Source organism: Desulfurobacterium sp. TC5-1 (genome assembly GCF_000421485.1).
Classification (GTDB): Bacteria; Aquificota; Aquificia; order Desulfurobacteriales; family Desulfurobacteriaceae; genus Desulfurobacterium_A.
In genome coordinates this window covers 1,283,477-1,300,839 of the sequence record NZ_ATXC01000001.1, presented here as the reverse complement: position 1 = coordinate 1,300,839, position 17,363 = coordinate 1,283,477, and the positions used below count along the sequence as shown (strand labels likewise).

General features: G+C 41.0%; 18 protein-coding genes and 3 tRNA genes. 7 read left to right on the top strand and 14 right to left on the bottom strand.

Annotated features, from left to right (window positions below; translation table 11 throughout):
* Positions 1-8: 8 nt before the first annotated feature.
* From bamD to H153_RS0106810, 3 genes are read left to right on the top strand one after another with little or no spacing between them, the layout of a single operon-like run.
* A complete protein-coding gene (bamD, locus tag H153_RS0106820; RefSeq protein ID WP_022847388.1) occupies positions 9-959 on the top strand; it encodes an outer membrane protein assembly factor BamD in 951 nt (316 codons plus the stop codon).
* A 15-nt stretch (positions 960-974) separates the two neighbouring features.
* On the top strand, positions 975-1,730 hold the full coding sequence (gene hisF, locus H153_RS0106815) for an imidazole glycerol phosphate synthase subunit HisF (RefSeq protein ID WP_022847387.1): 756 nt from the start codon (positions 975-977) through the stop codon (positions 1,728-1,730).
* A 10-nt stretch (positions 1,731-1,740) separates the two neighbouring features.
* Positions 1,741-2,550, top strand: a complete 810-nt coding sequence (locus H153_RS0106810) for a hypothetical protein (protein ID WP_022847386.1) — start codon at positions 1,741-1,743, stop codon at positions 2,548-2,550.
* Here the strand turns inward: H153_RS0106810 and H153_RS0106805 are convergent.
* From H153_RS0106805 to H153_RS0106780, 6 genes are read right to left on the bottom strand one after another with little or no spacing between them, the layout of a single operon-like run.
* Complete coding sequence (locus H153_RS0106805) at positions 2,525-3,100, bottom strand: flavin reductase family protein (protein ID WP_022847385.1); 576 nt, start codon at positions 3,098-3,100, stop codon at positions 2,525-2,527. The genes H153_RS0106810 and H153_RS0106805 overlap by 26 nt on opposite strands.
* Before the next feature lies 1 nt (position 3,101).
* On the bottom strand, positions 3,102-3,563 hold the full coding sequence (gene smpB / locus H153_RS0106800; protein ID WP_022847384.1) for an SsrA-binding protein SmpB: 462 nt from the start codon (positions 3,561-3,563) through the stop codon (positions 3,102-3,104).
* Entirely contained in the window at positions 3,536-4,558 is a 1,023-nt protein-coding gene (locus tag H153_RS0106795) for a S1 RNA-binding domain-containing protein (RefSeq protein WP_022847383.1), read from the bottom strand. Before H153_RS0106795 ends, smpB begins: the two co-directional genes overlap by 28 nt.
* Positions 4,530-5,405, bottom strand: coding sequence for a 4-hydroxy-3-methylbut-2-enyl diphosphate reductase (ispH, locus tag H153_RS0106790; RefSeq protein ID WP_027720074.1), 876 nt, complete (start codon positions 5,403-5,405; stop codon positions 4,530-4,532). The genes H153_RS0106795 and ispH overlap by 29 nt, the downstream gene beginning before the upstream one ends.
* Complete coding sequence (locus H153_RS0106785) at positions 5,402-6,043, bottom strand: lysophospholipid acyltransferase family protein (RefSeq protein WP_027720073.1); 642 nt, start codon at positions 6,041-6,043, stop codon at positions 5,402-5,404. Before H153_RS0106785 ends, ispH begins: the two co-directional genes overlap by 4 nt.
* 27 nt (positions 6,044-6,070) lie before the next feature.
* On the bottom strand, positions 6,071-6,670 hold the full coding sequence (locus H153_RS0106780) for a hypothetical protein (protein WP_022847381.1): 600 nt from the start codon (positions 6,668-6,670) through the stop codon (positions 6,071-6,073).
* Between the two features lie 61 nt (positions 6,671-6,731).
* Between H153_RS0106780 and H153_RS0106775 the strand changes: the two genes are divergently transcribed.
* Genes H153_RS0106775 through H153_RS0106765 form a run of 3 tightly spaced genes read left to right on the top strand, consistent with a single transcriptional unit; the run spans position 6,732 to position 8,949 of the window.
* On the top strand, positions 6,732-7,112 hold the full coding sequence (locus H153_RS0106775) for an HIT family protein (RefSeq protein ID WP_022847380.1): 381 nt from the start codon (positions 6,732-6,734) through the stop codon (positions 7,110-7,112).
* Positions 7,109-7,840: a nitrilase-related carbon-nitrogen hydrolase gene (locus tag H153_RS0106770; protein WP_022847379.1), complete on the top strand. Its 732-nt coding sequence runs from the start codon at positions 7,109-7,111 to the stop codon at positions 7,838-7,840. The genes H153_RS0106775 and H153_RS0106770 overlap by 4 nt, the downstream gene beginning before the upstream one ends.
* 11 nt (positions 7,841-7,851) lie before the next feature.
* On the top strand, positions 7,852-8,949 hold the full coding sequence (locus H153_RS0106765) for an aminopeptidase (RefSeq protein ID WP_022847378.1): 1,098 nt from the start codon (positions 7,852-7,854) through the stop codon (positions 8,947-8,949).
* Positions 8,950-8,953: 4 nt separating this feature from the next.
* On the opposite strand, the gene H153_RS0106760 is transcribed toward H153_RS0106765, so the two are convergent.
* The 8 genes from H153_RS0106760 to H153_RS0106725 all read right to left on the bottom strand — a co-directional run bounded on the left by H153_RS0106760 (position 8,954) and on the right by H153_RS0106725 (position 15,396).
* Positions 8,954-9,030: transfer RNA gene (locus H153_RS0106760), tRNA-Gly, on the bottom strand.
* Positions 9,031-9,034: 4 nt separating this feature from the next.
* Positions 9,035-9,120, bottom strand: a tRNA-Tyr gene (locus H153_RS0106755).
* A 9-nt stretch (positions 9,121-9,129) separates the two neighbouring features.
* Positions 9,130-9,206 (bottom strand) — tRNA-Thr (locus tag H153_RS0106750).
* A gap of 76 nt (positions 9,207-9,282) precedes the next feature.
* Complete coding sequence (locus H153_RS0106745) at positions 9,283-9,630, bottom strand: hypothetical protein (RefSeq protein ID WP_022847377.1); 348 nt, start codon at positions 9,628-9,630, stop codon at positions 9,283-9,285.
* A gap of 2 nt (positions 9,631-9,632) precedes the next feature.
* Complete coding sequence (galE, locus tag H153_RS0106740) at positions 9,633-10,610, bottom strand: UDP-glucose 4-epimerase GalE (RefSeq protein WP_022847376.1); 978 nt, start codon at positions 10,608-10,610, stop codon at positions 9,633-9,635.
* Between the two features lie 11 nt (positions 10,611-10,621).
* On the bottom strand, positions 10,622-11,272 hold the full coding sequence (locus tag H153_RS09960) for a YjbH domain-containing protein (RefSeq protein ID WP_022847375.1): 651 nt from the start codon (positions 11,270-11,272) through the stop codon (positions 10,622-10,624).
* Positions 11,273-11,287: 15 nt separating this feature from the next.
* On the bottom strand, positions 11,288-14,197 hold the full coding sequence (locus H153_RS0106730; protein ID WP_022847374.1) for an SLBB domain-containing protein: 2,910 nt from the start codon (positions 14,195-14,197) through the stop codon (positions 11,288-11,290).
* Complete coding sequence (locus tag H153_RS0106725) at positions 14,194-15,396, bottom strand: Wzz/FepE/Etk N-terminal domain-containing protein (protein WP_022847373.1); 1,203 nt, start codon at positions 15,394-15,396, stop codon at positions 14,194-14,196. Before H153_RS0106725 ends, H153_RS0106730 begins: the two co-directional genes overlap by 4 nt.
* 145 nt (positions 15,397-15,541) lie before the next feature.
* Here H153_RS0106725 and lepA point away from each other — a divergent pair, with 145 nt between their 5' ends.
* The gene (gene lepA, locus H153_RS0106720; RefSeq protein ID WP_022847372.1) at positions 15,542-17,338 is read left to right on the top strand and encodes a translation elongation factor 4; all 1,797 of its coding nucleotides are present in this window, start codon (positions 15,542-15,544) and stop codon (positions 17,336-17,338) included.
* Positions 17,339-17,363: the final 25 nt, after the last annotated feature.

The following is a 17,363-nucleotide window of genomic DNA, read 5'->3' as shown; positions in this document are numbered from 1 at the left end:
GAGGCGTTGTGAAAAAGATTTTGCCGCTGCTGGCATTTATTCTCATATCTGGCTGTGTAAAGCGGGTACAGACGGGACAGGAGCTTTTTAATAAAGGAACAGAAGCTGTTAAATCGGAAAATTGGAAAGAAGCGATTCTCAATCTGAAGGAAGCTCTTTCCAAGGATCTTACGCCTTCACAGAAAGAAGAGGCAATGATAATGCTTGCTGATGCTTATTTTAAGAATGGTAACTACACCGATGCAGCCCTTGAGTATAAAGAATTTTTGAACCTTTTTCCTGCTTCAAAGTTCGCTGACAGGGCACTTTTTAATCTTTCCCTGTGTTACCTTCAGTTGGTTAAAGGTCCTCAGTGGGATCAAACCTTTACAAAGAGAGCTTTAGATGCCATAAACACGTTTATAGAGACTTATCCTGACTCACCTCTTAGATCAAAGGCGGAAGAGATCAGGAAAGAATGCAGGAAAATTCTGGCGGAACACATAGTCTATATAGGGTTAACCTACGATATGCTTCACCAGTTTACAGCATCCCTTCAAAGATATGAAGAGGTTCAAAATCTTTACAGTGATGTGGAAGAGCCTGACAAACTTCTGTTTTTGATAGGCAGGGCCCGGTACTTTATACCTATTCAGGCGAGGGAGAAAATTGAAGATTTAAAAGAGCAACTTGATGCTGAAAAAGAGAAGCTTGCAGAGGCAGAAACAGATGAGGAAGTAAAGGTTCGGGATAGAAGAATTTCCATCATTCTTCATGATATTGAAAACTGGCAGAAGCTGGCGGAGATGGAAAGGGAGGAGGGAGAAAAGACCCTGAAAACCCTGATAACAAAGTATCCCGATTCAATCTACACCCGGAAGGCAAGGGATATACTGAAGGGAAGTGAAAAGGTTGAGATTTTCCCTGTTGAAAATCCCATAAAGAAGCCGTTTTTCAGGTGGTTTTTTGAAACACTTTGATTTTGTGAGGTTGCCATGCTTGCCAAAAGAATTATTCCCTGTCTTGATGTTAAAGAGGGTAGAGTTGTTAAAGGTGTCAATTTTGTAAACCTCATAGATGCCGGTGACCCTGTTGAAAACGCTAAAGTTTACGATGAACAGGGGGCTGATGAGCTTGTATTTCTTGATATAACGGCAAGTTACGAGAAAAGATCCATAATGATAGATGTTGTCAGGCGAACGGCAGAATGCGTCTTTATGCCTCTTACCGTTGGTGGTGGTGTAAGAACTGTGGAGGATATAAGGAATTTGCTGAACGCCGGTGCCGATAAGGTTTCTATAAACACGGCAGCCGTTAAAAATCCGGAACTTATCTCTGAAGGGGCGAGGATTTTTGGTTCTCAATGTATCGTTGTTGCAATAGATGCAAGGAGAAGTGGCGATTCCTGGGAGGTTTACATTCACGGCGGAAGAACGCCGACAGGCATTGACGCTGTTGAGTGGGCTAAAAGGGTTGTTGATCTTGGGGCTGGTGAGATTCTTTTAACCTCTATGGATAGGGATGGAACGAAGGCCGGTTACGATATAGAGTTAACGAGGGCAATTTCAGATGCCGTTTCTGTTCCTGTTATAGCTTCCGGTGGAGCAGGAACGAAGGAACACTTTTACGAAGGGCTTGTTAAGGGTAAGGCGGACGCTGTTTTGGCTGCTTCTGTCTTTCACTTTAAAGAGATGACTATAAGAGAATTGAAAGAGTATCTAAAGAAAAGAGGTGTAACGGTCAGGCTTTAAGGAGTTGTTTATGGTTGAAGTCTATTTTCACGTTGGTCTTGGAAAAACAGGTTCAAAGTATCTTCAGTTTGTTTTCTTTCCTGCACTGAAAGGCATCAATTATATACATATGACCCGTTACAAAAAGAGCAAAGAGATAATAAAGCGTGCGGGAAGCGGGAAGTTTTTAGTTTCCAGAGAATTTGACCGTCAATTTGAAAAAGAGGTAGAGTGGTTTTCGGCAGACTTTCCAGATACCGGTGCCATTATGGTTATCAGAAGACACGATGAGTGGATTCTTTCTCAGTATAAACGGTTTATAAAGAACGGTCACAGATTTTCTTTTGACGAGTTTTTTAACCTCAACAATACGGGATTTTTTAGAATAAAACACATGCTTTTTTATGAAAAGATAAAGTTTCTTGAAAGCCATTTTACAAGAAAACCTCTTGTTCTTCTCTACGATGAATTGAGAAGTAATCCTGAAAGTTTTCTTGATAAGATAGCTGCCTATACAGGCACGGCGTACGACAAAGAAAAGATAAGGTTTTCAAAAAAACATGCATCCTATAATGAAAAGCAGCTTAAGTTTATATATGCTGTTTCAAGATACATTAACCTTATTCCCGGTGATAGTAAGCTTAAAAAGTATCTCTTTGTTTATCCGATAAGGTATCCTATCCTGTACCTTGCAAAGTATATTCCTGATAGGTTTGTTCCGGACGTTGATTTTATGCCGGAAAAGGAAAAGCTGAATGAGGTGAGAGAGTTTTTCAAAGAGGATTGGGAAAAGTGCGTTGAGTACGTGAAAACCTCTAACGAAGCTCTACTTCATCGCTGATTATGGTGTACCTTTTTCCGCCCAACCTTCCGACTATTCCTTTAGAGGAGTTGATAATCTCTTCAATATAGTGTATTGCTACCACTTCACCGATAACAACGTTCATCGGCGTATCGCCAATTTCAAGAATCTCTTTAAGTATGCACTCAAAAGCTGCTGGTACACCTTTAACGATAGGCGGCTTAACTTTTGTTGATGGAACGGTTTCTATGTTGAACTTTTCTACTTCACTCTCTTCTGGCGGTAGATCTTCTCCCGTTTTAACCATCTCTTCTAAAAAAGTTTCTGTTACGACGTTTATAACGAACTCTCCCGTCTCTTTTATGTTCCTGACTGTGTCTTTTTCTGTGCCATCTTTTCTCTTTCCAATAGATACAAAAAGGAGAGGTGGTTTTGTTGTTATAGCGTTGTAGAAACTAAAAGGTGCAAGATTTACGATACCATCAGCAGAAACGGTCGTTATCCACGCTATAGGTCTTGGTACTACGGTATTGAATATGAGTTTGCTTATTTCTCTCTGCTTGCCTTTGCTTACGTCAACGACTTTCATCTTATCTCCAGTATTTTAGCGCCTTCTGTGCTTCTCTTTCCTGTTCCCTTTTCTTTATTGTTTCCCGTTTGTCGTAGAGCTTTTTACCTTTAGCAAGGGCAATTTCTACTTTTACCTTACCTCTTTTATTAAAGTACATTCTAAGAGGAACAATGGTGAGTCCCTTTTCCTGCGATTTTCCCAAAAGTCTCTTTATTTCTCTTTTGTGGAGCAGCAGCTTTCTTCGCCTTGTAGGTTCGTGGTTGAATAAATTCCCGTGGGTGTAGGGGGCTATGTATGCATTAAAGAGGTAAGCTTCGTTATTGTCTATCCTGACGAAGGAGTCTCTAAGGTTTGCTTTTCCTTCTCTCAGAGATTTTACCTCTGTTCCTTTCAGTTCTATACCGGCTTCATACTTTTCAAGTATTTCATAGTCGTAAAAAGCCTTCTTATTTTTTATTTCCGGTGTTCTTTTTCCTGGCATGTCAGTATAACTCTCCTCTTGTCTGCGTCTATCCTTTCTACCGTAAATGTGTATGTTTTCTTTTCACGGAGCCTTCGTCCTTTTAGTGATTCTATAGGAACAAAACCGGCTATGTCTTCCGGTAGTTCAATAAATATACCTTTTGATGAGATTCTGACAACCTTTCCTTTTACCGTTTGTCCCGGTTTGATAATTTCGTCTATTCTTTCAAAAGGGTCTTCTGTTAAACGTTTAATAGAGAGGAATAACCGCTCTTTCTCTCTGTCTATTTTTATAATTTTTACCTTTATTTTTTTTCCTATTGAGGTTACTTCAAAGGGTGATTTTAAGCCTGACCAGGAAATGTCGCTTTTATGTATAAGACCGTCGACACCGTTAACATCGACGAATATTCCGAAATCTACAATATTTTTAACCGTTCCTTCAGCAATGTTCCCTTCTTTTAAATGTGCGATAATTTCCTTTCGTTTTTTCGCCCTTTCTTCTTCTATAAGCTGCCTTCTTGATATGACGATGCTCTGTCTTTTTCTGTCTATAGAAAGAACTTTTGCTTTTATTTTTCTTTCTAACCAGTTATCCGGCCTTGTTACCGGGATAATATCTACCTGAGAAAGGGGAAGGAATGCAAATATACCGTTTCCTATATCAACCTTGTACCCGCCTCTTACTCTCTGCCTTATTGTTCCTTCAACAATTTTTTCTTTTTCAAGTCTATTGGCCGTTTCTTCCCACTTTTTAAGTGTCCTTACAGTTGAAACGGATAAAAGGGCATAGCCGTCTTCCGTTTCAGGTTCTACGATACAAACCTCAACCTTGTCGCCAACAGCGGGTATTTTGTCGAATTCATCTGCCGGCACTATGCCTTCAGACTTCCCCCCATAATCCACGAAGACGTCTTTCCCGTTTATTTTTATTACTGTTCCTTCTATTATGTCGTTTTTCTTTTCCCTCTTCTCAAAATATTCTTCAAGTAGTTTTGCAAAATCCTCTTTCAACTGCCTGTCCCCCTTTGGAAATGGTCTCTACCCTTCCCACCACTTCTTCAATGATCCACTGAGGTGTGGATGCCCCTGCCGTTATTCCTACACTGTTTATATTATCGAACCATTCTTTTTTTATTTCATCTGCCGATTCGATGTGAAAGCTGTTTGGGTTTACCTTTTTTGATATGAGGTAGAGTTTTGTTGTGTTTGAGCTATTTTTCCCGCCTATTATTATCATGAGGTCAACTTCATGAGCCAACTTTCTCGCCTCTTCCTGGCGAACCTTTGTTGCCTTACATATCGTATTGTAAATTTTTATCTCTTTTATCTTTTGAACAAGGATGGATGTTGCTAATGAGAGAAATTCTGAATTAAGAGTGGTCTGGCATACAACACCTAACTTTGGCATTTCAGGAAGCTTTTCGACATCTTCCACGGTTTCAAGAATTAAGGGCTCTTTTACGTGACCGGCGATACCTATTACTTCTGGATGTTTACTATTTCCAAGGATACATACCGGAAAGTGCTCTTTTTCAAGAGAGACAGCTTTATCCTGAATGGCTTTAACAAATGGGCATGTGGCGTCAATTATTTCAACACTTTTTTCTTTTAAAGCTTCTATAATTTTTGGTGGAACACCGTGGGACCTTATAATTACAGTTGTTTTCGGAATTATTTCATCAACAGAGTCTATCTTTTTTACCCCTAAGTTTTCTAACCTTTTTATTTCTTGAGGATTGTGTATAAGTTCACCTAAAGAATACACAATGCCCTTTTCTTTTGCAGCTTCAATGGCCATATTAACCGCTCTTTTAACACCCCAGCAGAAGCCGGCACTGTTTGCAATTACGATTTTCAACCTGCAAGCTCCTTTATCTTTTCCATCATTATGTCTGCCGCTTTAACGTAGTTCTCTTTTTTATCTTCAAGGTTGAGTTTAAAAGGTTTTCCAAACTTGATTTTAACATTTGCCGGCCTTAAAAATTTTGCCCCTTTTGGAAGAAGGTTCTCACTACCGGTTATTAAGCACGGCACAACAGGAACGTTTGCCTTTACAGCTATCATTCCTGCGCCTATTTTGGGCTTTAGAAACTTTCCGGTTGGTGCTCTTGTTCCTTCAGGGAATATGGCAAGAAGTTCACCTTTTTTAAGGACAGCAAGAGCAGTTTTAAGAGCTTTTAGGTCTGAACTTCCCCTTTTAACGGGGAAGCCGTTTCCCCAGTGCTTTATCAGGCTGGAGAGAATAGGCGTTTTAAAAAGCTCTTCTTTTGCCATAAAAAAGACAGGCCTTTTCATAACGGCGTAAGCTACAAGGGGAGGATCAACAAAACTTCTGTGGTTTGAAACGACAAGAACAGGACCCTCTTCAGGTATGTTTTCCTCTCCTTCTACCTGAAGGCGTCCTAACTTCGCTATTAGTGCACCTGCAGTTTTTAGCCAGATGTAGTAAGCTCTTTTTCTCTTTAACCATGGGTAAGATTTAACAATTGGTTCCATAGCACCTTTTGGAAGAATACCTGTATTTTAAAAGTCAACATTTATCCCTGCCCATACGGTTGAAGCTTTGTCCATCGTAAGGTTTTTGGAGTACATAAATTGAAATGCCAATCCCGGTGCAACGGTAAGGTCAAATCCCGTTTTTATTCTTGCGACTACATAATTTTCCAATGTATCCCTAAACCAGTCTCCGGTATCGCTGAACTTATATAAGTCAGGGAAGTTATCTGTCCTTGCACCGGCACCTATTCCTATGCCGAAAAATGGAACGAGTGTGAAACTGTTGCCGACAGCTATGATTTGTCTGTTTGCACCTATGAATGGAAATTGAAGGATAAAATTGTATGTGAAGTCAACTTTCCGGATTCCATCACTTTCAAGACTTTTCCAGCCAAAGAGAAAGCTGTATCCGTGGCGGAGGTAGTTTCTGTAGGTTAGTACGCCCACTTCAATGTTTCTACAGTTGTCAAATGCAGGTTCGCTACTTGCTGAATAGCCAATAATTACAAAGGATTTTCTGCCGGACATGTATGTTCTGTTAAATTCGTACATTGAACGGTATCCTGCCTGTGCAGGGGAAAAAGTTAGACATAAAATACCGATTATGATGGATAAAACTTTTTTCATGTTTACCTCTTGGTTAGAACTCTTTATAATCTATTTTACCAAAACCCTATAAGAGGAAATAATGGATTGTCCGTTTTGCAGGAGGGAAGAGTTACCAGTTGTTCTTTCAAACGAGTACAGTTTTGCCATCTTTGACAGGTATCCTGTAACGCCGGGTCACATGCTTATTATTCCGAAAAGACATGTTAGTAGCTGGTTTGATATTACAAAAGAGGAGAGAGAATCTATTCTGGAATTGATAGAAGAGGGGAAAAAGCTGCTTGATGCCAACTTCCATCCTGATGGTTACAATATTGGTATAAATATAGGTAAGGCTGCCGGTCAAACGATATTTCACCTTCATGTTCACCTTATACCAAGGTATGAGGGTGATATTGATGATCCCACCGGCGGTGTCAGGGGTGTTATACCAGAGAGAAGAATCTACAAGAGGCGCCTGTGAGAACTTACTCTGTTCAATTTGAGACGGTTGCTGGAGAGTATGAGAGAAATTGGAATAGAGCTCTTACCTTTCTTAACTTTACTTCTTCGTCATCTATAGTTGTTTTCCCGGAGGTCTTTCCTACGGGATTTGATTATGGAAATCTTGATAGAGCTGCTGAATTTTCCGTTTCGGTTTTTGACTCTCTAAAGATGTTTTCTGAAGCTTTTACATCGGTTTTTGTGTTTACCATTATTGAAAAAGTTAACGGTAAATTTTATAACGTTGTGAAAGTTGTTGATAGAGGAAAAGAGGTTCTTTCGAGACCGAAGATAAAGCTGTTTTCACCTTTTGATGAGGATAGATATTTTGTTCCGGGACTGATTCCTGATGATTTAAAAGTAGCCGAAACCTGCTGTGGTATTGTGGCACCCCTTATCTGTTTTGAACTTCGTTTTCCTGAACTTTTTCTCTACTTAAAACAGAAAGGTGCTCAGATTTTTACCGTTTCTGCCCAGTGGGGAAAGGCGCGGCGAGAGCACTGGAGGGTTCTCTTAAGAGCCAGGGCTGTTGAAAATCAGAGATTTATAGTGGCTTCAAACGGTGTCGGGGAAATGGCCGGATTTTCTGCCGTTGTTGATCCCTGGGGAAGAATCCTTTCGGAAGCCGGTGATGGTGAATCTGTTATCTGTGCGGAGGTTAATCTTTCTGTAATTTCTCAGGTTGAGAAAAAACTTCCTATGAGATAGGGGGTGAAAGGATGGGTGTTGCGGATTTTAAGGATGGTGAGGTTGATGCTGCCCTAAAAAAAATGGCAGAAGAGAACCTATGTTTAAAAAGTGGAGAAAAACTGCTGATAATCACTGATACGGAAAAAGCGTCTATAGGATGTAGAATGTTTAACGTTTTAAAGAACTATGTCCTTAAGGCTGTTCATTTTACGTATCTTCCAACCGGAAGGCACGGCATTGAACCGCCGGAGGATGTCTGGATAGCTACCTTTGGAAAAAAGGCAGTTGAAGAATTAAAGTCAGCAGGTCTATTTGAAAAGGTTCTCAAGAAAGCGATAGGAGATAGAGAAGAGGAAGAGATAGTAAAAATTCTTGAAGGTACACCAATCCCTGAAGTTCTTGTGGCCGTCAATAAAGATTCCGTAAGCCATACCCTTTTTAGAAAGTTGTGTAACCATTTTGGCTCAAGGTTTGCCAGTATGCCTCTGTTTGAAGAGTTTATGTTCTACACGTCTATGCAGGCAGACTGGAAAGAGGTGGAAAGGAGAAGCGTTGCTGCCGCAGAGATTCTTTCTTCCGGAAAAAGGGTACGCATAGTTTCTGATGCCGGAACGGATCTTGTTATGGATATAGCTGGTAGGGAAGGTATAGCAGATACTGGAAGGATATGTTCCCCTGGTAATTTTGGAAATTTACCTGCGGGTGAAGCGTTTATAGCGCCTGTTGAAGGAAGTGCGGAGGGTGTTTTTGTTACAAACTGGGCACCTGACAGAAAGTTAGAAGAACCTGCAAAGTTTTTTGTTGAAAATGGGAGGGTTGTTGCGGTTTCCGGTGATAAAAAGCTTGTTGAATACCTGAATGCCATCTTTGAAAAGGGAGAAGAGAACAGAAACGTTGCTGAGCTTGGTATTGGTACCAATGAAGCGGCTGTCAGATTTGACAATATACTTGAAGGTGAAAAGATTCTTGGAACCTGTCACATAGCTGTTGGAGATAACAGCGCCTTTGGCGGAAATGTAAGGGCAAACGTTCATATAGATTTTATCGTTGAAAAACCGACACTTGTAGTCGAGTTAAACTCTGGAGAAGAGAAAACTGTTATTGATAGTGGGAAGTTTGTTTTGTAGATAATGGAGCGGGCGACGGGATTCGAACCCGCGACCCTCAGCTTGGAAGGCTGATGCTCTAGCCAGCTGAGCTACGCCCGCCTGATGGTGGAGGGGGCAGGATTCGAACCTGCGTAGGCGTCAGCCGGTGGATTTACAGTCCACTGCCTTTGACCGCTCGGCCACCCCTCCAGGGGATTATGGTGCCGGCTGAGGGAGTCGAACCCCCGACCTGGTGATTACAAGTCACCCGCTCTAGCCAGCTGAGCTAAGCCGGCACATCTAAACTTGCAGGTGAATAATATAGGACTTTAGCAGTTTCTGTCAATAAATAGAGCGGAAATTTCTGAAATTTTATTCACCTTTTATCTTTTCTTTCACGATACCTGTTTTGAGAATCTCTGGAGCTTCTGGTGGTGAGATTTTGAGGACAATATATCTTATTTCTGCGTATGGAGAGTCAAACCGTTTCCCGGGTGTAACCCTGCAGGTGCGTAAGAAGGTTTTTTTCCTGCATGTTCCTCTGTACACTTTTCCTTCAGGTGTTATGAATATTACAACAGTATCTGGTGATGTAACGGTGACGAAAGGTTTAAAATAGATAAGACCTTTTCTCCTCTTTTTGAGCCATCCCGTTTCTGCTCTGACATTTAGTGAAGAGGCTAAAAGTAAAGCGGAGAAAAAAAGTACACCTTTTTTCATCTTTAAAACCTTCTATTAAGTTCCCAATTCCAGGCGGTTTTTATGATGAATTCAAGGTCGTCAAACTCCGGATTCCAGTTGAGTATTTTTCTAAGCTTGCTGGAATCTGCAACAAGCACAGCCGGGTCTCCCTGCCGCCTTTCTTCTTCAATAACTTTAAAATTCCTTCCTGTAACCTTTTTTGCCGTCTCTATAATTTCTCTTACAGAGTAGCCTTTTCCGTATCCACAGTTAAATATGTCACTCTTTCCGCCGCTCATGAGATATTCAAGAGCTAAAAGGTGCGCCTTCGCAAGGTCGTTTACGTGGATGTAATCTCTTATACAGGTACCATCGGGTGTTGGATAGTCTGTTCCAAATATGGATATCTGTTCTCTTTCACCTTTTGCCGTTTTAAGAACAAGTGGGATAAGGTGTGTTTCCGGGTTGTGGGATTCACCTATGAGACCGGAAGGGTCGGCTCCCGCAGCGTTAAAGTATCTCAGTGAGACATAGCTCAGGTTGTCAAATTGAGATATGTCCTTTAGGGCTTTTTCAACGCAGGCTTTCGTTTGACCGTAAGGGTTAATCGGTTTTACCGGTTCTGTTTCCGGGATGGGAACGGTTTTCGGATTTCCATAGACAGCTGCGGTGGAAGAAAATATTATTCTGTTTACAGCTGTTTGTTCCATTGCAGATAGAAGGGAAAGTGTTCCCGAGACGTTATTAATGTAAAAGGCAAGTGGATTTTTTGTCGATTCTCCCACTTCTATAAACGCTGCAAAGTGGATAACTGCTTCAGGTTTAAACTCATTAAAGATTGTTTTAAGGTTTTCTGTATTCCTTATGTCGCACTTTATGAACGTTACATCGTCCGGTACTGCTTCCTGGTGACCGTTGTAGAGATTATCTATCACTAAAACTTTATTGCCGTTCTCTCTTAGAAGTTTAACGGTATGGCTTCCTATGTATCCGGCTCCGCCGGTGACCGCTACCTTCATTATTTCCTCTTTTAAAATTTAATGGAGCAATTTAAATTAACGCCGGCTTCCCTTCCGAAGTTGTAATAAAGGGTTATCTGAAGATTGTTGATAGGCATCACTTTTAAGCTAAAGTTTGTGTGAATGACAGGTTTAATGTTTAAAGCGTTAAGGTCTTTTCTGTCAGGTTCTATGTATTCTGTTACAAATGTTAGCTTTGGATGTATCAGAAGTTCACTTCCTGCAAAGAATCCGTTGTAGAAATCGCTTCCGTAACCTATCGTAATGGTTTGAGGAACGGGAATGTCAAAGTATTTGCTGACCACGACATAATTTCCATGGAGAGTGGAATCGCCGTTTATGTCTGTCCCAAAGGCTATCGCCGGAAGAGCTTCTGTCTCGGGAAGAAACTGATACTTTATGTGAAGGTTTTTGTTGTCGCTGTCTTCAAAGTCGTAACTTATACCTGCTTCTAATCCCGGAAAAGGGACTGATGAGAGGAAGATATTTTTAAATCCGTCGGTTATAGTTGCTCCTGCGGTTATGCTCTTTTCAGGCTGTATGTACGCTGATGGTGTGAATATGTAGCCTGTTATTCCGGATACATTTATCGGGTCCGTATAGCTGTAAGCCGGCGTGAAGCTCAGGATGGCAATTGCTGTATATGCTATAACCTTTTTCATCCTTCCTCTCTCTGCTTAGATGTGTGTAATTGTGTAAACTGTCAGAGCTGACTGGTAGATTATCTGGATTACATCCCTTATCAGCGGCCGCCACATTGTTGGAACGTGTATCTTTGTCGGAACAATCACGGCGTCGCCCGGTTGCAGTTCGTAGTTCAGTATCTCCTCTTCCGGAGTTCCCCATAGGAATCGTCTCTCACGGGTGTTCCATGTTATAAAGGAGAATTTCCTGTCTGAGGATAGTGTTGTTCCGTCCGCCTTTATTACGAAAATGTTTTCTCTGTCAGCGTCTTTTGTTAGACCACCACAGAGTTTGAGGTAGTCTTTAACTGTCATTCCTTTCTGGTAAACGATAGCACCGGGATTGTAAACTTCACCGAACACTAAGACGCTTGACGGCTTTTTAGGAACTATAATCTGGTCGCCGTCTTCAAGGAGGATGTTGTAAGGAGAATTTTTAAGTTTTTCCAAATCTTCAGGAATAACAATGCCCGTTATTCTTCCTGAAACCTGAGTTTTTTCCATAAGCTCAAGGAGCTTTCTCTTTGATTCAAAGGCACTCTGCCTTGCTGCAAGCTCCTGCTGGGATAGATCAGCCTGCATAATGCCTGCCTGTTCCTTTTCAAGTTCCTGTCTCATCTGCAAAATAGCCTTTGAAAGTCTCTCTTTTTCCATTGTCCGGACAGAGTTTCTGAGAATTATAATGCCTCTTGGATATGCGTTTTCTCTAAATCCACCGGCAGCTTTTAAAACGTCGTAAAGAGTTGTCTTTGACGTTATCTTAAATGTTCCGGGATTTCTCACATATCCAGATACAGAAACCTTTTCAACGATTTCGTCAGGTGCAATCTCTCTTATGACAATTCTGTCGCCGGGATTCAGTGTTATGTTGGCGTCTGTATCGTGTTTCATAAGGAGATTGTATAGGTAAACGGAAGTTATATTGCTCTTTATCGTTTCAGCACCACTTTCTGCCTGAACTTTTATATTCTGTGCCTTTTCAAGAGCGGAGGCGCTTTTTGCATTTCTGGATAGTTCTCTGTAGATGTCGGCTTTTAGTTTTTTAATGTCTTTTGTAAATTCTATCCCGGAAAGTGCATCAGAGAGTTTCATCCCCCTGTGATATGGAATAAAGTGGGGGTTTTTAACAGCACCGGAAACCTTTATTGGTGAAAAGACAAACTTTGGATAGAACTTTATAACGTCAAGAGGTTTTATTTCAATGTCGGTTTTGTGGTTTAGAATGTCTATGGGTGCAAACTCTTTTATCTCTTTTATGTCGAGGGTTTCCGGGTCTCTTCTGTCGATTTCTGCATAATGAAGATTTGTATTTATCGAAATCATGTCGGGTGTTAGGAGTTCTGAGAGCTTCATGCCTTTTCTGTAAGCATAAACGCCGGGATATTTTATCTCCCCTTCCACGACAAAGGCATCTTTTACTTTATCAAAATCAACTTTTTTTGTTGTCCCGAACCTGTACAGATAAACCGTATCACTTGGCATAAGAGGGATGTCTTTGTTGCCATTTACGATGTCCTCAGGTGCAAATGTTATATATTCAGGTGGTGTTCCCGGAGGATACTGGCGCAGGATAAGACCAAATTTCATGTTTGTGTCAAGGAGAAACATATCCGGCTTCAGGATATCTGAAAGCTTCATTCCTGGTTTATACTCATAAAGTCCCGGATAGGCCGTGTATCCATCAACCATTACTGCGTTTTGAGGAACGGAAATAACCTTTTTGATAACCACTAAATCGCCGCTGTGGAGGGGTTGGGAAATAAATTTTTTATCTGAAAGGGAACCTTCGATAACTTCAAGGAATTCGTTATTTTTATAGCGCTGAATGACAACTTTATATTTATAGGCGGATGGAAGAACTCCGCCTGCCATCTTTATAAGATCCTTTAATGTTTCGTTACCTTTCAATTCGTAAATTGCCGGTCTTCTTACACCGCCGCCGATTCCTGCAACCTTTTTAATTGGAGGTATAAAAATCACGTCTCCATCTTTAAGCCTCATGTTTATGGGTTCTCCTTTAAGGAGAAGCCTGTAAAAGTCTATGTGGATTGTTTTTACGCCGTTTGGTGTTGTTCTTCTTACTATGATGTTTCGCAGGCTTCCTGTTCCTTTTACACCGCCGGCCATTATTATGGCATCGATTACAGTGTTTGCACCTGTTGCTATAACGGCACCTGGATTTCTGACTTCTCCGGAAACGTAAACGGGGAACGTTCTGAGTCTTCCAACGGTGAGTTTTATGTTAACTCCCAAAGCTTTTGATATAAGCGATTCAGCTTCACCTAACGTTTTTCCCCAGACATAAAAGACGCCAAATCCGGGAATATAGATTTTTCCCTCTCTATCAACGACAAGTTTCGTTATCTGGGATATGTCAATGTTGGGAGGGTTTCCTATTACATATAAAAAGAGTTCATCACCCGGCCCGAGTACGTAGGTTTTATCAACGGGAATGTTTAAAGCCGGCAATTTCTTCCCTACGAAGAAGTTGTATCCGAACTGTTTTAGTTTTATTCCTAAAGTTTTTGTTCTCGTATAGAATCCGGCCTCTATGGGACTTGCTTCACCGGTAAAGGTAGCAGATTTAGCTGTTTCGGTTAGGCTTTTTATCTTTTCTTCTATTTGAGAGCTTATCTCTGTTTCCGGATTTGTTGTTTCAACAGGTGAGGTTTCGGTGGAGGGTGCCGTTTCAACAGTATTTGATTCTGTCCCTGAAGATAGAGGGCTTCCAGCTTCCATTCCAGGAAGGGATGAGGTTGAACCTGTTATCGTTCCCGTTTGTTGATTTTGGATAAGGATGTTTGTTCCTGATGTTGAGGGCGCCGATACCGTTTCAGCGAGCGTTTCAGGAATGTATGTAACTGAGAGGGCGATTATGGTTAAAAGGGATATATATTTTCTCATCCGTTTTCCTCCGCTTTATGCCTTTCTTTTACATTATCTAACCACTCTTTGAAAAATGCGGCAAATATACCGATAAAGAGACCGGATATTAATCCCACGATTACCATGAGTGCTTTCTTGGGTTTGTAAGGTTTTTCCGGGATGTAAGGGGGGTCTATAACCTGAAATGCAATTTGGTCTCTCATCTCCTGTGCTTTTGCAAGTTCATATTCCTGAACAAGGGATTGGTAGAGTCCCTGTGTTATTGCAAGTTCTGTCTTGAGCCTTATCAGATTGAATTGATAGTTTGGAACGGATACAAAGGTGCTGGCGGTCTTCAGTTTTTTTATTTTTGCTTCTATCTCATTTAATTTATCCTGAAGTTTTTTCCTATCTTGAGGAGAAAGCTCTTCCCTTTCTAAAACAGCTTTTATCTTTTCTCTTTCCGCGATAAGCCTGCCCTCTTTCTTGCCGTTATTAATGGTGTTGTTGTCAAATGACAGCATGGGGATCTCTTTTATCTTTCCCTGTGTAAATTTGGCATATATCCTCTGAAGCTTCTCGAGCCTGCTTTTTACTTCCTGCAGTTGCTTACCGAGGTATTCCCTGTATTTTTTTGATACTGTAAAGGTTTTCTCTTCAAGAATTTTGTTTGTGGCGTTTAATAGGTCTTCTGCAATTTTATAGGCTATTTCAGGGTCGTTTTTAAAGTCCACATCAACAGTTATTACTCCGGTTGTTTTATCTGTAGATACAGAGATAAGGTCGTCAAGAGCCTTTGCGCCGTCTATAAGCGTTGGTGGCTTTTCGTCCTCATCCAGCTTCCATGTTTTTGTTTCATTATCCCATTCATCGGGGAAGAGAAGGGGTAAAAGGTTTAAATCTTCTATTATCTGTTCTTTTAGGATGCGACTTTTAAGGATTGATTCTACGGTTATGCCTGATTGTGACATTCCGGGAAGTGATATTGGAAGTGAGGAGAGGAGGGAGCTTAAACCTCCCTTGCTTTCGCCTCCCAAAGGCATGAGTGTTATTTCTGTTCTGTATGTTTTTGGAAGTACGAAGCATAAAATTAAGGCTACCAGCGTAAATAGTCCGGTTATTCCCCAGACGATTTTTTTTCTCTTTTTTAATGTTAGATATAATTCGTAAAGGTCAATTTCGTCATCCTCTATATAGTAAGGCTGTGGTTGAAACTGTTCTTTAGGTTCTTTTTCCATAAAGGTCTCCATACTTTGATGGTATCGGATGAAATTGCAGCTTAATTATACCTTATTTTGTTAATTTAACGGTTTGTGTCAATTTTTCTTTCCTTCGCTTTTCTATAGAATATATTTCTTTTAAACACAGCTTCAGGGAGAGAATATGGAAAGAGGCAGGATAAGGAACTTCTGCATCATTGCTCATATAGATCACGGAAAATCGACGCTCGCGGATAGGCTGCTTGAATATACAGGAACAGTTTCAAAGAGGGAGATGAAGGAACAGTTTCTTGATTCTCTTGACCTTGAAAGGGAAAGAGGAATTACCATTAAACTCAACGCAGTCAGGATGAACTACCACGCCGACGATGGAAAAGATTACGTTATGCACCTTATAGATACGCCGGGGCACGTTGACTTTTCTTATGAAGTTTCAAGGAGTCTTTCAGCCTGTGAAGGGGCTCTGCTTGTTGTTGATGCGACTCAAGGGATAGAGGCTCAAACGATTGCAAACTTTTTCCTGGCCTTAGAAGCAAATCTGGAGATTATTCCAGTTATTAACAAGATAGACCTTCCTTCTGCCAATGTGGAATGGGTTAAAGAGCAGATAGAAGAGGTTTTAGGACTTGACAGCGAAGATGCAATTCTTGCCAGTGCTAAAGAGGGAATAGGAATAAAGGAGATTCTTGAAGCCATTGTGAAAAGGGTTCCTCCCCCTTCAGGAGACAGAGATAAACCGTTAAAGGCGCTGATTTTTGACTCTTATTACGACAACTATAGAGGTGTTATCCCATTTATCAGGGTTTACGATGGTGTTATAAAGCCGGGGATGAAGATAAAGCTTATGTCTAACAACAAAGAGTTTGAAGTTGTTGAGGTTGGTACTCAGGCACCCTTTATGACAAAACTCAACGAACTTGGTCCCGGTGAGGTGGGCTATATAGCTGCAAATATTAAAAATATTGAAGATACTCAGGTTGGCGATACGATTACCGATGCTGAAAATCCTACAGAAGAGCCATGTCCAGGTTTCAGGCCCGCAAAACCAATGGTCTTTGCCGGTCTTTATCCTGTTGATTCTGACAGATATGAAGATTTGAAGGAGGCTCTTGAGAAGCTCAAGCTTAATGATGCAGCTCTTTTTTATGAGCCAGAAACTTCTGCAGCTCTTGGTTTTGGCTTTCGCTGTGGATTTTTAGGACTGCTCCACATGGAAGTTATAAAGGAAAGATTGGAAAGGGAGTTCGGCCTTGACCTCATAGCTACGGCTCCGAGCGTTATTTACAAAGTTACGCTTACAGATGGGACGGTCATTAATGTTCAAAATCCTGCTGAAATGCCCCCTAAGGAGAAAATAGAGAAGATAGAGGAACCTTACATTAGAGCATCAATAATAACGCCTGCTGATTATGTCGGTCCGATAATGCAGCTCTGTCAGGAGAGGAGAGGAGAACAGAAGGGCTTTAGCTATCTTGATCAAACAAGAGTAGAGCTTCAGTACGACATGCCACTGTCGGAGATACTTTTTGACTTTTTTGATAAGCTAAAATCTGTTTCCCGGGGCTACGCATCGTTTGATTATGAACTTATAGGTTACAAACCGTCCGATCTTGTTAAATTGGATATTCTCATAAATGGTAAACCGATAGATGCCCTTTCTGTGATTGTTCACAGGGACAAGGCTTACAAAAGAGGACGTCAGCTTGTTGAGAAGTTAAAAGAGATTATCCCAAGGCAGCTCTTTGAGGTTGCAATTCAGGCAGCAATAGGCAACAAGATCATTGCAAGGGAAAATGTTAAGGCTCTCAGAAAAGACGTTCTCGCCAAATGTTACGGTGGAGACATCACCAGAAAGAAGAAGCTCCTGGAGAAGCAGAAAGAGGGTAAGAAAAAGATGAAAATGCTCGGAAAAGTGGAAGTGCCACAGGAAGCGTTCCTTGCCGTTTTAAAGGTGGAATAATTTTGTGTTATATTTAGTCCCGTTT

Excerpts from the sequence above, each read along its gene's own strand:
- H153_RS0106805 (WP_022847385.1), bottom strand. The coding sequence starts at position 3,100 with ATGAAAGTCGTTGACGTAAGCAAAGGCAAGCAGAGAGAAATAAGCAAA.
- H153_RS0106745 (WP_022847377.1), bottom strand. The coding sequence starts at position 9,630 with ATGAAAAAAGGTGTACTTTTTTTCTCCGCTTTACTTTTAGCCTCTTCA.
- lepA (WP_022847372.1), top strand. The coding sequence starts at position 15,542 with ATGGAAAGAGGCAGGATAAGGAACTTCTGCATCATTGCTCATATAGAT.
- smpB (WP_022847384.1), bottom strand. The coding sequence starts at position 3,563 with ATGCCAGGAAAAAGAACACCGGAAATAAAAAATAAGAAGGCTTTTTAC.
- H153_RS0106730 (WP_022847374.1), bottom strand. The coding sequence starts at position 14,197 with ATGAGAAAATATATATCCCTTTTAACCATAATCGCCCTCTCAGTTACA.
- H153_RS09960 (WP_022847375.1), bottom strand. The coding sequence starts at position 11,272 with ATGAAAAAGGTTATAGCATATACAGCAATTGCCATCCTGAGCTTCACG.
- H153_RS0106725 (WP_022847373.1), bottom strand. The coding sequence starts at position 15,396 with ATGGAAAAAGAACCTAAAGAACAGTTTCAACCACAGCCTTACTATATA.
- H153_RS0106775 (WP_022847380.1), top strand. The coding sequence starts at position 6,732 with ATGGATTGTCCGTTTTGCAGGAGGGAAGAGTTACCAGTTGTTCTTTCA.
- H153_RS0106765 (WP_022847378.1), top strand. The coding sequence starts at position 7,852 with ATGGGTGTTGCGGATTTTAAGGATGGTGAGGTTGATGCTGCCCTAAAA.
- H153_RS0106780 (WP_022847381.1), bottom strand. The coding sequence starts at position 6,670 with ATGAAAAAAGTTTTATCCATCATAATCGGTATTTTATGTCTAACTTTT.
- H153_RS0106810 (WP_022847386.1), top strand. The coding sequence starts at position 1,741 with ATGGTTGAAGTCTATTTTCACGTTGGTCTTGGAAAAACAGGTTCAAAG.
- galE (WP_022847376.1), bottom strand. The coding sequence starts at position 10,610 with ATGAAGGTAGCGGTCACCGGCGGAGCCGGATACATAGGAAGCCATACC.
- H153_RS0106785 (WP_027720073.1), bottom strand. The coding sequence starts at position 6,043 with ATGGAACCAATTGTTAAATCTTACCCATGGTTAAAGAGAAAAAGAGCT.
- hisF (WP_022847387.1), top strand. The coding sequence starts at position 975 with ATGCTTGCCAAAAGAATTATTCCCTGTCTTGATGTTAAAGAGGGTAGA.